General features: G+C 34.3%; 9 protein-coding genes and 1 CRISPR repeat array. Of the genes, 2 read left to right on the top strand and 7 right to left on the bottom strand.

Annotation, left to right across the window (positions count from 1 at the left end):
* Positions 1 to 157: 157 nt before the first annotated feature.
* Positions 158 to 4,679: direct repeats of the CRISPR family, unit length 46 nt; unit sequence GTTGTGATTTGCTTTCGTACTTTGATATTCTGATATTTATGACAAC.
* Between the two features lie 107 nt (positions 4,680 to 4,786).
* From cas2 to EGI26_RS01135, 4 genes are all read right to left on the bottom strand, one after another.
* The gene (cas2, locus tag EGI26_RS01150; RefSeq protein WP_255075779.1) at positions 4,787 to 5,125 is read right to left on the bottom strand and encodes a CRISPR-associated endonuclease Cas2; all 339 of its coding nucleotides are present in this window, start codon (positions 5,123 to 5,125) and stop codon (positions 4,787 to 4,789) included.
* A gap of 4 nt (positions 5,126 to 5,129) precedes the next feature.
* On the bottom strand, positions 5,130 to 6,059 hold the full coding sequence (gene cas1, locus EGI26_RS01145; RefSeq protein WP_255075778.1) for a type II CRISPR-associated endonuclease Cas1: 930 nt from the start codon (positions 6,057 to 6,059) through the stop codon (positions 5,130 to 5,132).
* Between the two features lie 50 nt (positions 6,060 to 6,109).
* Entirely contained in the window at positions 6,110 to 10,246 is a 4,137-nt protein-coding gene (gene cas9, locus EGI26_RS01140; RefSeq protein ID WP_255075777.1) for a type II CRISPR RNA-guided endonuclease Cas9, read from the bottom strand.
* Between the two features lie 76 nt (positions 10,247 to 10,322).
* On the bottom strand, positions 10,323 to 10,451 hold the full coding sequence (locus tag EGI26_RS01135; protein WP_255075776.1) for a hypothetical protein: 129 nt from the start codon (positions 10,449 to 10,451) through the stop codon (positions 10,323 to 10,325).
* A gap of 305 nt (positions 10,452 to 10,756) precedes the next feature.
* Between EGI26_RS01135 and EGI26_RS01130 the strand changes: the two genes are divergently transcribed.
* Together EGI26_RS01130 and EGI26_RS01125 are read left to right on the top strand one after the other, a co-directional pair.
* Positions 10,757 to 11,632, top strand: coding sequence for a YafY family protein (locus tag EGI26_RS01130; protein WP_255075775.1), 876 nt, complete (start codon positions 10,757 to 10,759; stop codon positions 11,630 to 11,632).
* 1,226 nt (positions 11,633 to 12,858) lie between these two features.
* Positions 12,859 to 13,245 carry a hypothetical protein gene (locus tag EGI26_RS01125; protein ID WP_255075774.1) on the top strand — a complete coding sequence of 129 codons (387 nt, stop codon included), beginning with the start codon at positions 12,859 to 12,861 and terminating at the stop codon, positions 13,243 to 13,245.
* A 124-nt stretch (positions 13,246 to 13,369) separates the two neighbouring features.
* Here EGI26_RS01125 and frr read toward each other — a convergent pair whose 3' ends face one another.
* The 3 genes from frr to EGI26_RS01110 are packed head-to-tail and all read right to left on the bottom strand — an operon-like array spanning position 13,370 to position 15,561.
* Entirely contained in the window at positions 13,370 to 13,930 is a 561-nt protein-coding gene (gene frr, locus EGI26_RS01120; protein WP_255075773.1) for a ribosome recycling factor, read from the bottom strand.
* A 1-nt stretch (position 13,931) separates the two neighbouring features.
* On the bottom strand, positions 13,932 to 14,369 hold the full coding sequence (locus EGI26_RS01115) for a hypothetical protein (RefSeq protein WP_255075771.1): 438 nt from the start codon (positions 14,367 to 14,369) through the stop codon (positions 13,932 to 13,934).
* Entirely contained in the window at positions 14,353 to 15,561 is a 1,209-nt protein-coding gene (locus EGI26_RS01110; protein WP_255075770.1) for an AAA family ATPase, read from the bottom strand. Before EGI26_RS01110 ends, EGI26_RS01115 begins: the two co-directional genes overlap by 17 nt.
* Positions 15,562 to 15,565: the final 4 nt, after the last annotated feature.

Genomic DNA, 15,565 nt, shown 5'->3' with positions numbered 1-15,565 from the left:
GGCGTTCCGATTTGATATTCTGATATTTATAACAACTAAACTAAACAAAATAATTCTTATTTTTGCGTTGTGATTTGGTTTCGTTCCGGTCGGCGTTCCGATTTGATATTCTGATATTTATGACAACTTGCATTAGTCAATGCCGATGCTGTAATATGTTGTGATTTGCTTTCGTACTTTGATATTCTGATATTTATGACAACTATTAACCACATTATTGTTTGTTGTTATCTGTTGTGATTTGCTTTCGTACTTTGATATTCTGATATTTATGACAACTAATTTATCTAAATATGGAAATCGGGGATTGTTGTGATTTGCTTTCGTACTTTGATATTCTGATATTTATGACAACCATCAGCCCACTTGTTTATTTTATCTTCTAGTTGTGATTTGCTTTCGTACTTTGATATTCTGATATTTATGACAACATACGGATAGGGATAGATATAAAAAGAATAGTTGTGATTTGCTTTCGTACTTTGATATTCTGATATTTATGACAACTGGCGTTCCGTCCGAAGTGGCGTGTCTACTGTTGTGATTTGCTTTCGTACTTTGATATTCTGATATTTATGACAACGTGTATTTTGTGGCGAAGAGGTTCCTCATAGTTGTGATTTGCTTTCGTACTTTGATATTCTGATATTTATGACAACTTACGAGTGGAATCCGTTGTTTTCGGCAGTGTTGTGATTTGCTTTCGTACTTTGATATTCTGATATTTATGACAACAGGAATAGGCAGCAGCCGTGGATACTACGGGTTGTGATTTGCTTTCGTACTTTGATATTCTGATATTTATGACAACAAACGTTAGTAATTTATTTGCAGCGTTCAAGTTGTGATTTGCTTTCGTACTTTGATATTCTGATATTTATGACAACTTGTCCATCCTGCAAGAATCAGCTTGGACTGTTGTGATTTGCTTTCGTACTTTGATATTCTGATATTTATGACAACGTGATGGCGGACTGAAACAATGGACTGGAAGTTGTGATTTGCTTTCGTACTTTGATATTCTGATATTTATGACAACGAAGTGGCCGAAACGGATAGCCACGTAAAAGTTGTGATTTGCTTTCGTACTTTGATATTCTGATATTTATGACAACGCGAGTTGTGAGTTGTTCGTTTTGGGTTGTGTTGTGATTTGCTTTCGTACTTTGATATTCTGATATTTATGACAACAAACATTCAGGCACACCATAGTTGGCATGGTTGTGATTTGCTTTCGTACTTTGATATTCTGATATTTATGACAACTTTTCCACTAAAGAAGCCCCAAACCCATGCGTTGTGATTTGCTTTCGTACTTTGATATTCTGATATTTATGACAACTGAAATTGTTGGTATAAACCCTGTAAAGCAGTTGTGATTTGCTTTCGTACTTTGATATTCTGATATTTATGACAACTGTGGTATTATGCTGCAAGCGATCACGGTGGTTGTGATTTGCTTTCGTACTTTGATATTCTGATATTTATGACAACAAAAGATTATTTTACTCGTTGGTGTTTTTTGTTGTGATTTGCTTTCGTACTTTGATATTCTGATATTTATGACAACTCAATAATTCTTCTTACTTGTGCCATATTAGTTGTGATTTGCTTTCGTACTTTGATATTCTGATATTTATGACAACTTTTGACCCCAATTCATTAATTTGAACTTGGTTGTGATTTGCTTTCGTACTTTGATATTCTGATATTTATGACAACTGAAACAACGACACTAACAACACCCTGAAAGTTGTGATTTGCTTTCGTACTTTGATATTCTGATATTTATGACAACACTTACAAGACTGACGGCTCTAACTGGCGTGTTGTGATTTGCTTTCGTACTTTGATATTCTGATATTTATGACAACCGGAATCACGAGCTGTACGCCAACCAGGTAGTTGTGATTTGCTTTCGTACTTTGATATTCTGATATTTATGACAACATTAGGACATTGAAGTCGATTTAGAAAAAGGTTGTGATTTGCTTTCGTACTTTGATATTCTGATATTTATGACAACTAAAGTTACCAGTATATGCCCTGTAAAGTAGTTGTGATTTGCTTTCGTACTTTGATATTCTGATATTTATGACAACAAAGTGTTGTGAGTGTCGATATTGATGACAGTTGTGATTTGCTTTCGTACTTTGATATTCTGATATTTATGACAACTGAATGTATTAGGCAACTCTCACAAGTGTAGTTGTGATTTGCTTTCGTACTTTGATATTCTGATATTTATGACAACTTCTATTGTTTCCAATATTTCTTTTTGGTAGTTGTGATTTGCTTTCGTACTTTGATATTCTGATATTTATGACAACATAAAGCCATACCAGTGGCAAGGGCTGTAGTTGTGATTTGCTTTCGTACTTTGATATTCTGATATTTATGACAACAATACAGCGGTGATGGAGGTTTAGATGGAAGTTGTGATTTGCTTTCGTACTTTGATATTCTGATATTTATGACAACAAGGCAAATTTTTAAAGTAAGTTTCAATGGGTTGTGATTTGCTTTCGTACTTTGATATTCTGATATTTATGACAACTTTTTATTTCTTACAAAAAACTCTTCGTCTGTTGTGATTTGCTTTCGTACTTTGATATTCTGATATTTATGACAACGTGACAATGAAAATAATCTTTTTGTACAGGGTTGTGATTTGCTTTCGTACTTTGATATTCTGATATTTATGACAACGTGTATTTTGTGGCGAAGAGGTTCCTCATAGTTGTGATTTGCTTTCGTACTTTGATATTCTGATATTTATGACAACATCAGTTATATATATATTCGTAGTGGTCTGGTTGTGATTTGCTTTCGTACTTTGATATTCTGATATTTATGACAACCCGTTTTTTCAATTTTCTCCGTTTCTCTTTGTTGTGATTTGCTTTCGTACTTTGATATTCTGATATTTATGACAACAAATGTAAAAAGTTTTATTTTAGTTTCAAAGTTGTGATTTGCTTTCGTACTTTGATATTCTGATATTTATGACAACATATTTAAGGGTTGTGTTGTCAAGTAAGTGTTGTGATTTGCTTTCGTACTTTGATATTCTGATATTTATGACAACTTCTTCAAGTTCCATCCTTAAGCCTTGTGCGTTGTGATTTGCTTTCGTACTTTGATATTCTGATATTTATGACAACATTCATTTCTTTTTGACTTCCGAGCCTTTTGTTGTGATTTGCTTTCGTACTTTGATATTCTGATATTTATGACAACCATTTGCTGGCCTCCCCATCATAAAAGCCAGTTGTGATTTGCTTTCGTACTTTGATATTCTGATATTTATGACAACCTTTAAAATATCGTAGAACATGGCTGATGGTTGTGATTTGCTTTCGTACTTTGATATTCTGATATTTATGACAACGAGACCGATAGGGCAGCACAACAGGCGGTAGTTGTGATTTGCTTTCGTACTTTGATATTCTGATATTTATGACAACCATATCTCAAAACACTTGTGCTTGTTCTTGGTTGTGATTTGCTTTCGTACTTTGATATTCTGATATTTATGACAACTAACAAAAAAACTCAAGACCATTGGCCTTGTTGTGATTTGCTTTCGTACTTTGATATTCTGATATTTATGACAACCTCGTTGCCTGATAGTGTGCAAGCAATGATGTTGTGATTTGCTTTCGTACTTTGATATTCTGATATTTATGACAACCCATTCCTTCAAGTCCACGCTGGCCAAGTGGTTGTGATTTGCTTTCGTACTTTGATATTCTGATATTTATGACAACACTGTTAAGATTTATGGTCGTAATATTTAGTTGTGATTTGCTTTCGTACTTTGATATTCTGATATTTATGACAACACAAGGTAGAATTTAAAGGATTTGTTAGGTGTTGTGATTTGCTTTCGTACTTTGATATTCTGATATTTATGACAACCAGTTTCAAAAAGAAGCTCTAAAGCTTCGAGTTGTGATTTGCTTTCGTACTTTGATATTCTGATATTTATGACAACCTGCCAAGCAAGAACCACAAAAAAAATACGTTGTGATTTGCTTTCGTACTTTGATATTCTGATATTTATGACAACTTACCGTACCAAAACCCGAGAATACGCCGAGTTGTGATTTGCTTTCGTACTTTGATATTCTGATATTTATGACAACCAACCCACCCATGTTGTTTGACCTCGGCTTGTTGTGATTTGCTTTCGTACTTTGATATTCTGATATTTATGACAACACAGTAATGAAAGACTTCAAGAAAGACTTGTTGTGATTTGCTTTCGTACTTTGATATTCTGATATTTATGACAACAATGAAGTCTTTAGGCACGACCACCGACTTGTTGTGATTTGCTTTCGTACTTTGATATTCTGATATTTATGACAACCTCGAGTACAACGTAAAGGGCTTTCCGTCAGTTGTGATTTGCTTTCGTACTTTGATATTCTGATATTTATGACAACATTGTTTTGTAAAGCACTAAATACTTCTCCGTTGTGATTTGCTTTCGTACTTTGATATTCTGATATTTATGACAACCACTTGCCCTGTCGTCCCTGAGGTATTACTGTTGTGATTTGCTTTCGTACTTTGATATTCTGATATTTATGACAACAGAAATAAATAGAAACACATGGAATGGCTAGTTGTGATTTGCTTTCGTACTTTGATATTCTGATATTTATGACAACATACCTGTGTGTAAATATCAGAATATCAATATTTTAAATCAGATATTAGAATTAAAAAATCAAATACTTATCTGAAGGATATGTACTATTTTGGTGCATTTTTTTTATTAGAACATTTCCAATTGTTGAGGATTCTCTTTGGATTGGGTACGTTTATAGCCATTATAAAACTCCATTCTTCCAAATTGGGCATCCGTTATTTCGAAAACTATAATGTTTCCTTTGGCTGGCATTTGATTTTTTACCCTTCGTTTGTGTACTTCGGCGTTTTCTCTGCTGTTGCAATGGCGAAAATATACAGAATACTGCATCATTCGGAAGCCGTCTTTTTGTAGTGCCTTTCTGAAATCCTGATAAGCTCGCTTATCTTTCTTGGTTTCGGTTGGTAAGTCAAAATATACAATTACCCACATGATTCGGTATTGGTTTAGTCTTTCTAATGACATGGCATTATAAAGTTGGATAGGAAATTTTTCTACTTTCGCCCATAAAACATTTCATCACTGAGGCTGTGGTGCGTTGCACACCCACCATGAGCGGACTTTTTTTGCCTTCTATTTCTACATCGATATTCACCAAGTCTAGAATATGGGCTTTTTCTTTTTTACCCAATTCTTCTGGCAAAAACTGCTGTAGCTCGATGTAATCAAATATATGCTGGTCTATAATAGGTCGGTAGGGTTCCATGATGTCATCTGCCAAACAATAGGCATTGTACTTGTTGCGGTGATGAATACCTAAAACAGGTAATAAGCCACTTCCTACCAAGTTGCGGGCAACTGTTGCTCGAAGTATGGCATAGGCGTAGTTAAGGAAATTGTTGGGTGGTCCATCGAATCTGCCCCTTGTTGTATCAAATTGTTCGAGCATTTTGTCCCAATATTTAGCCGCAGCTCTTCCTTCCATATTCCCGTTATCGCCACTTAGGACCTGGTTAGACATATTGATAAGGTCTTGGTGCGGATTGCCAAAATGCTTTAATACCGCAGCTTGGTTTAATATTTTGGCCTCAATAGTTTGTCGCCACAATTGTTTCTTGAGTGGCTCTGATGCTTCTATTTGGTATCTGGTTTTCTCAGAAAGAGTATCGTTAGCTGCAAAGGGTAGTGTCATGCCTGTAGGTTGATGCTTCGCATCGCACCAAACAATGGCTGAGTTGTTTTCGATGAGTTTCTCGCATAAGTCATGCGTGATAGTAATCTGTCGGTGATCAATGATAACCATTCCGATGTCTTCTATCGGTACGGTAGTCTCAGCTTCTTTCTTGAAGTGAACTGGCAAAGTAACGTTTTTTTCTACAGCTGGATATTTCAATACCAACTGTTCGTTTCTCATGGAGAGATACGCAGGATTTCCAAAATAGAGTGTGCGTTTTATCATGTTTGTAATGGCTTTATAATAAAGCCATTACAAATGATGTGCCAATTAGTTTAATACTCTCCTACATGAACAATATTTCCCAAATGATTGACTCTGACCTTTACAATTCTTTCTAACGGTTCTAAACTCTTTATTTGATGGTAAGTTATACCTTGTAATTCTTTCTTGTCAACTATGGTTGTCTCTAAGTGGTTTCTAAATACAAAATCTCGTATTGTAATATTTCCATATTTTATAATTGACATTTTTTGAACTCTAAATAATCGTTTACTTATTTCACCAGCATTTTTGGGATCAAGCAAATCTATTTCTTTTGGGTCAAAATCGGAGTCAGGAAAAACGAAATACTCGTTTTGTTTCATGGTAAATAGAAGTTTCCAGTTATTTGGCTCTCCCTTTTCATTTTTAGGATTTTTGTCAATAATTGGTAACCCAACATTTACTCTGGCAACTGCCTCATAAAGAGACACTATTTCTTCTTGTAGTTTTTCGTTTTGGTCTCTGTAAATGGCAACGTGGTGATTATTACCAGTACTAACATAATCGGATGGCATTGGATTACCTTTTTCATCTAAAATGGTCTGGCCTAAGTGGTTTTGTTTTGTGTGTAAGGCTTCAACATTTTTAACCCCCGAAATAGTCACTCTTTTTATAGCAATTCCTTTTTCCTCATTCAGCCAAATTGGATTTTTTTCCAGATCAACGAATGCTTTTTTGGGATTGTTATCAAAATGTTTAAGTCTTACTTCCAATATTTTTCTAATTCCCTTATCAATTACTTTATCAACTTTCAAGTCAGGGCCCACCTCTTTTTTTATGGTATACTCATCTTCAAAGTAGCTAATTTTTACCTTCTCAGGCATTTTTTCTGTTTTTAAGGAATCAATGTAAATAGGATTTTTCTCAAGCGAGTTTTTTCCAACAAATGCTTTTTTCGGATCATTCTCAAATTGAGCGAGTCTAGAGGTTAGTAATTCTCTAAATATGGGATTACAAACAGTTTTTATTTTTTCTAAACTAAAATCTCCACCAATTTTTACAACCTCAACTACATTGGATTTTATTTTTCCATAAACGGTTTCTTTGTGAAGCTGCCCCCTTGGAGTTAATTCTATTTTTTCAATTGTACCATCTTTCTTTTTAATGAGGTTTTTGTTCTTAGTTACAACTTTATTTTTGGATTTAAATGAAACCAAAATTTCTTCCAAATGATTTTTGGCTATACTTCTAAAGTTGTTTAAAGGCTGTTTAAATACTTTTTTTCCATTACTTCCTTCTTTTATTTTTTCAAGGTATTTGGCCTCTATTCCCAATATCTCTTTACCTTTTGAAGTATTTTGATCTTTAGCATTGAGGTTATTTAGATACTGAATAAATGCAGGTTTCGTAAATGCAACTGTTAATGCATCCATTGCATGATGTCTATGGTCATTTCGTTTGGTCCAGTCTGTTATCCTTTCTTTGATAGAACCGTCCTTTTTCTCAATGCTTTCTGTAAGGCCGAGTTTTTTGAATTTATCAAAATTGATTTCTTGCATGATATTTACAAGCCCCCAATCTTCACGCAATCTATCTGTAACAGCCCCTGAAGTAGAAGTTACATTTCTAAACACCTCCAAAAGCATCTGTTTAGCTTTTTTTGCAATGTATTGAGTATCTCTTAAATCTCTTTCAATAAACCCTTCTGGAATTTTGTTTCCAGGGAGTAAAAGTTTGTTGTACTTTGCTTTGCCAATTGATTTCTCTCTGTAAAGCCTCTCTACGGTGTTTTTGAATCTTTCGATTTCTTCTTTGGGATAGTTACTAGTAACAAAATCGAAGGCCGTTAAGTCGGCTTTTTTAAGGTTTATATCTCTTTTTTCTAAGGTCTTATTCGAAAAGCTGTCATCAAAAAGCTTTGCCTTTGGAATAATATGTTCAATGTCGAAGTTTTTAGAAAAAAGTTGTTCAGCAGGGATATAAGTATTTGAGTAAATAGTATGAAATCCATTGGTTGCTAACTCTAAATAAAGTTTGTATCTTATGATGTCATTTCTTGTTGGATTCTTAACACTGAATGGCGGGGCTTGAATTTCTTTTCTAAATTTTTCATGTTCAAGTGTAGCTTTGGCTATATTTGCAGACATTTGGTCTCTTTCCTTTGCACTCTTTTTCAATTCTCGAGCAAGCTCAATTCTTATCTCATCAGGCTTACCAAGAGTTGGGTCTTTAATTACTGAATTTATGACATGAACCATTTGATTAAGTATCTTTTCAACAACAGGGTTTCTAAGACTATTTTTTGGAAGTAGGTCCAATTGATCTTTTAAAACCCTAGATTCGTTTTCTTCCTTGGTTAGAGAACTCGAATGGTTATAACCTGCTAAAGCACAGGCTTCGCTATACTTGTTTCCAGCGATTAAAAATGGTATTATTCGTTTAATAGCTCGTGAGCTTAAATTTCCGTGGTCGGGTTGTAGAGAAATGTTAGACAGTATTTTTGCATATTCTTCTTTGAAATTGAACTTTTTACTTAATACATTCAACAGCTCTTGGTCTTCCTCGATAGAGTATAAACAATGCCAAAGTTGGTGGGAAGTTTGTTTGTCAAATTCATCGCCATCTATTTCAGCGTCAAATTCAAGAATGGATGTATTAATTCCAGCCTCATTAAATAGAATTTTAGTTTGGTTTTTTATGCTGTCTGCTGGCGTGGATAAATCCAAGTCGTATCCTTCTCTTTCTAAAATATTTCTGAAAGCTTCATATAGACTTTTATTTGTGTTGTTGCCTTCAATTTCTTTGAAGTTTAAGTCATAGACTTTTTCGGAATATCCTAAAAGTTCAATTATCTGTTTTTTTGAAAGCTTACCTTTAATGTTTAATTCTTCAAATAAGAATTTAAGTTCTTCATCCTCAGGCCTTATAATCTCTTTCGTTGCCAAATTGGTCAATTCAATATTATTAAGGACTTGCCAAATTTTGAACTCTTGAAATAATGGAGATGATTTAGGAATAACCTTGTGATATTTCTCAAATTCACAATTGGAGATTAAATGTTTTTGTGATTTCAATTTCCTTTGATAAAAAATCACAACATCTCTAATTTCGACTTTGAGATTATCTGTCAGCTCTTTATGGTACTTAGCTTGTATATTCCAAATCCTTTCAAATTCATCTAAGTAGTCTTGTCTATAAAATACTTGGCTTTTTAATCTTGCATGTCGATTTCTTTCCAATTGCTCATACAAGTACTGACCAACAGTCTTCTTCTTAAAATACAGTTCTTTGCTTCTGTCACTTATTGCACCTAGGTAGCCGCTTGAACTGTTCAAATTGCTATTGATTTCGCTAATTACGAACGCCAATACTTCTTCATCAAGTTTTTCTGTAAGAGCTTTCACTCGCCAATCATATTTTTGAAGAGTCTTATCCTGTGCTTTATTATCTGATGTATAGATTTTGTACTTACCAAGAAAAATTTCTTTGGTTGCTTTTAGGCCTTTACCTGTTAATTGCTTTTTAAATTCATCTGTTAGTATTTGCGGATGATGAACCTTTTGAGCTTCCCAAACTTTATTAAGTTCGTTTTGTATATCTGAACGATAAAAATCTGGTATGAATTTTTTATTAGATTTTAACCTTTGAAATACGTATTGTCCAGGCGTTAAATCATTTTCATACATTTCTTTCGCAATAGCCATTCCGTCTACTGCCATTCCCTCATCTTCTGATTTAGACTTTCTACTGCTTTTGTAACCTCTTTTTTTGTTAATCATCAAAAGGATTTTTGCAAAATCAGATAGAGAAATCTTCTCCGCAGTTGCATTAGCTCTAATTCTGTAACTGGAAAAGGTGGAGTTTTTAAAATCTTCGGCATATACAAAATTCTCATCTATGATATTGTGTTCTTTTAAGATTTCGAGCAAATTCTTTCTTCTTAATTGAAATCTATCCAAATTCCGTCTCGCTCCTCTTTTTGCAGTCCTATCTGCGTTAGGAGAAAGGCCCCGGCCCGCATTAAAATCTGCCACAGGGTCTTTTGACTCTGAAACTTTACCAGTTTTATCGACCTTAGAAAAATTGTCGTATTGAATTATTCTTGTGCCCAGTTTAACAATTGAAGAGTTTTCTGAATTTTCAGCTTCTTTTATCAAAGCCCAGCCAATAGAAGTTGTACCTAAATCAAGTCCGAGGATTGTTTTCATAATGATGTAAATTGTTGAATAAAGTGCAAGATAAATTAAAAAAGAGATTTAAAAAATACGTATTTCTACGTGTTTTTTATTTCAAATCTTTTTCTACCTTTACAGCACGAAAGCAAATCACAATAAGGATTATTCCGTTGTGAAAACATTTAAGGCGGGGCAACTCGCCTTTTTCTTTTATCACGTTTTCTGTTATTTCGCTCATTTCAAAGGGTTATTCAAAACTAGCTACCTTTCTGTTTGGCCTTTTATATAGTTTGAATCCCAAATGGTATTTTCCAACTTCGTAAATTATACCCTTCAATATTTCACTTGTATTAGAAAAGGTATTCTCTCCGTGGTGATTCACATGGCCAAGATGGTAGCAGATATTTCTTAAATGCAAACATATTTGTTTCTAGAAATTGAAAAATGAATTAACTTCGTGTTCGAAAGATAAGTTTCCTTGGTGCAATAGTTTGCACACAAAAAAGAGGCTTGTCAAATGAATTTTTAAATCCACCAAATAAAGTGAAAGACGTAAGCCACAGTTTGTTGAGAATGCTTGAGATTCTCTCTACCCAACCCAAAACCATCAAAGAACTCTCTCAGATTTTGGAGCTGAGCCCCAGACAGATTAGCAGAAATATCATGCGTTTGGAAGACAGGGGGTATTGTGTCGATAAAAATATGCAAAACAGGTATTTTATTTTTGGAGCTGAAAATATCCGCAACAGGGTGTTTAATGAGGAGGAGCAAGAACTGATAAGTAAAATGCTAGCTATATATGCCCCGTTTCATCCAGTGTATTCTGCTATCAAGCTCAAACTAAAGTCTGCCACGATGGACATTCCGTTTGCCTACCAAACTAAAGACCTCCTGAAAAGTAAAAATTACGAGGTCATCAACTATGCCCTTAAAAACAGACTCAGAATTAAGCTCAGAAATTATGTTTCACCGTTTAATCCAGATATGCCAGAAGAAAGACTCTTGGAACCCCTAGAGTTTGTAGAGCAACACTGCCAGTTGATAGCTTATGAGGTGGCTAGTAGAAAAGAGAAGGTATTCAAGATAGATAGGATGGGAAAGGTGGAATTGACCAATGAGGCCACAGCTGGTAGGGCGGTGAAAAATACATTGATTGACCCATTTGGTTTTTCATCTACCAAACAGAAGATAGTAAAACTTAGGCTAAGCCTTTTGGCCAAGGTATTGCTGGAAGAAGATTTTCCGACAGCAAAGCCGTATCTTATTTTGAAAGGCGAGGTATGGTATTTTCATGGGCCTTATTGCAGTTTTTTAGGGATTGGAAGATTTATTTTGGGACTACCTGGTGAGGTTACTGTTGTTTATGGTCCTGAGTTAAAAGTTTTTTTGACCGAACAAAAGAAGAATTTTACTTTTTGATAGTTTCAATTAAGGCTTTTTTTTTCAGAACTCAGGTTGCCCTTTTCTGTGATTGCTATACGCATTAGATTTTTGGAGTTTTCAGGGTGGTATTTCAGTTTGTGCTTATCTCGCCAAGGAATGCTTTTGATAAAGTCATAATTTCTTTTCTATATTTCACGATTCTATTTTCAATGTCGATGATTTTCTATTCATATTTCATGATTTTGTGTCCACATCGGGCGACGTTCCGCTGATGATTTTTTGTTCAACATCGGCGATTTTGTGTTCAACATTGACGATTTTGTATTCAACATTCACGATTTTGTATTCAACATTGGCGATTTTGTGTTCAACATTGACGATTTTGTATTCAACATTGGCGATTTTGTGTTCAACATTGCCGATTTTGTGTTCAATATTGACGATTTTGTGTTCAATATCGACGATTTTCTACTCTTTTTTTTGGTTTTCAGCTATTTACTAGTCAGTAAAGTACTAGCATTTTTTTTTATAAGTACCTATTAATGAGTTTTTTATGTTTTTTTTTTCTTGTTGATTTTTGAAAATTTGCTTTTCGCTTTTCGAAATTATCGCAAATAATTCAACAGGTCTTTCATCGTTTTTGACTCTTGCTACATTCCTAAGCATATTTACTTTATTCCAACCGTGCTAAAACGGATAAATTATGTAGGATTAATAAAGGTAAAATCTATTTTTAAGCTTTGTTTTTAGTTACAACGACAAAGCATTGATCAGATATGAACAGCGTGCTTATGTGACTTAAATATGGGGTATTTAAAGGCCAAAGGATATCAAATCTTAGCGAAGATTAGGAAAGTTTTTTTGTGGCTATAAGTTGCAAATTGGATAAAACAAAGAATATAGTTTTTGATTAAACGGATACATTGTACTATTTATGGATTTATAAGTCTCGAGATATGCTTTAAAAGCGGACATATCGTGTCCTGATGACTGTGTAGCTTTGTAATTGAAAGTGCGAATGCCTTTTCCAATCTATTAAACTGAACAATTAACCTTTAAACAATCGTCATCCTGACCCCAAAGGTAGGGTGGTGCTGTTTAGATTAATTTTTGAAAGTGAACATCAGATTGGAAAAGGTTTTTTGTGTGGGTTCAATATAGCAATTAGGCCAAGAATGGCATGAAATGATGAATACTTGAGACGAAACACGGGATTAGGAGCATTTTCATAGTGAATTTATACATTTTATTTTTTAAAAATTATGAGAAAGCCAAGGATTGGGATTCCGATTAACGTGCAGGAGAGTTTAGAACTCGCCGAAATAATCAAAAACAAGCATCTAGCAGATGGAGAGCAGTCTCCGCTAAATGCATTACTGGACCACAGTTGGACAGCTGTAGGTCCACAGTTAGAAGTCTGTGTTCAACATCATTTGAAAGCTGAAGAATTGAAGCGTCAGATGGATTTGGCTTATCGCGAGAGAGATACACTTTTGAAGCCTATTTCGGAGACGGTGAGAGCAAGCCGAGACCTTTTGATGGGTGTTTACAGGTCTTCGCCAAAAAGACTTGGGGAATGGGGTTTTTCAGTTTCTGATAAACCTAGTCGGACAAGACGAAAAGCCACTGTTGCTAAAGAGATAAGTTAGTAAGAGGTCTTACATGTTAAAAACACATGCCCGCAACATTAGTTTGTTGCGGTTTTTTTATGCCCACAAAAAAAGCCCGATTAAAAATCGGGCTATCAAATGGGGAAAAATATTTTCAAGAAATCTACACTTGCATGATGTCAGTTTCTTTGGCTGTAAACATCTGGTCGGTTTTGTCTATAAACTGGTTGGTGAGTTTTTGTACTTTTTCTTCACCTATTTTTATGGCGTCTTCAGATACTCCATCGTTTTTGAGTTTCTTGAGGTCGTCGTTGGTTTCTTGACGCACCTTTCTGATGTTGACTTTGGCTACTTCTATTTCGGTTTTCACCTTTTTCACTAAATCTCTTCTGCGTTCTTCGGTGAGGGGCGGTACATTAAGTCTGATAGTCTCGCCATCATTGGCTGGGTTTAGACCTACGTTGGAGTTGATGATGGCCCTTTCCATATCTCCAATAGTTTTTCTTTCGAAAGGCTTTACCTGTATAGTGCGGGCATCAGGAGTGGTGATGGAAGACATTTGAGATAGTGGTGTCATTACACCGTAATATTCAACCTGAATACCGTCCAACATACTTGTGCTTGCCTTGCCTGCTCTAATTTTAGATAGTTCTATGTGGGTGTGTTTCAAGGCTCTTTCCATAGAGTCCTGAGCCATTTCGAGCAATAAATCTATTTCTTCCATTTTATTGATAAACTATCTGATTATTCTTTTTTATGATATTTTTTGTTCCAAATTCTTTTACTAACTTTTTATATCCGGTTGAAAGTAAATCGTTCTTGTTAAATTCTTTTTGTACAATTATAGCAATGTTTTTAAATTTCGGATCGAGTTGGGCTTTTAAAATTGCATGTGTCATATAAATTTGCATACACGCCTTGTCAAAATTCTGCCTTCCTTTTAGTTCAATAAAAAGGGTTTCTTTTCTCTTGCACAAAAGAACTAGATAATCTGCTTTGCTTCCAACTTCATTTTTTAATAATCCTTTATCTATTTTGATTAAATGAAAAAACTCTTTGCTATTTATCTGGAAGCTTGAGCCATTCTCTTCAACCTTAGTCTTTTTTTGTATTTCATCTTTCTCCCCAAAGGGATTGCAAGTTGTGTCACTTGTCTTCGTCATATTCTATTTCTAATAGTTGTCCATATTCGTCGTTTAAGATTCCTGAGGTTTGGGTAAGCTCTTCATGGTCAAATATTTCAGCTTCTTCAGAATAAACGCTTTTTAGCTCTCCATCTTTTAACCTTCCTATAAAAACTCGTTCCTTGTCTAACCAGTAGTCTTTAGGGATTACTTTTTCTACTTTATCGGGATTATTTTGCCCTATTCTGTGGGCATTTATCAATACGTTTATTACGCCAATTAGGTAGTGGGAGTGGGTGGTGATGAGGAGTTTTAAATCGAGTTGATTAAAGAATTCGATTAAGAATTCCAAAATGTCTTTTTGAGCCTCTGGGAATAAATGATTTTCGGGTTCTTCGATGAATAGAGATGAAGGCGAAAAGTTTTCTTTCATAACTATAAGTGAAATTAGAAACCAAAAATTTTCTTTCTGTCCTGATGACAGATTCTCAAAATTCACAAAATCATTTGAGTTTTCTAATCTAATCCCAAAGTCGGTATCGTTGAACAGATATGGCAGTCCTTTGAGGTTTTTTTCTAAAATTTTATTCTTGAATAATAAACTGTTAGTCCCCTCAATTCTAATTTTAGTCTTGGCTCTATTTAGTATTTCAGAGTAGTTTGAATTAAAACTATTTTGAAGATTAAAGAATTGTTTATTTTCTGAAATGAAATAGTGTAATCTTTTGGAATCATGAAAATTCATAGAAATAACACTCCTCAATTGAGCACTCAACTCTTTTAACCGAATATTTAGTTCCTGATTTGTTATTTTTGAGTTTTGTAATTCATCTGATTTTAACCTATGTGATTCTAACTCTGAAAATAGAAGAGTGAGGTTGTCTCTAAAGATATAGGATGTTGAAATTATTTCAGAAGAGTAATTATTGTCAAAACGTATAGTTAATTGATCGTTGTACAGAAATTCTACCGATAAGTTTTCATTAAAAAATAGGGGCAAAAGCTTTTTTTCAAAATCATTGTAAAAATCTATTCGAAAATCCGAGTTTGGTTTTCTGAAGTAATTCTCTGTAAATTCATTTAAAAATTGAGGCAGGCTCTGAAACGCAAATATCAACTTCGCCAAAGTACTCTTGCCAGAAGCATTTGGGCCAATAAGAACCATAAAGTCCTTGATTTCAAGGTCTATGTCTTTGAGAGGACCAAAGTTTTTGACAATAATTCTTTGCATAATT

Source organism: Lacihabitans sp. CCS-44 (assembly GCF_024343735.1).
Classification (GTDB): Bacteria; Bacteroidota; Bacteroidia; order Cytophagales; family Spirosomataceae; genus Leadbetterella.
Note: the sequence above shows the minus strand (reverse complement) of the source record. Positions and strands in the feature narration are given on the sequence as shown.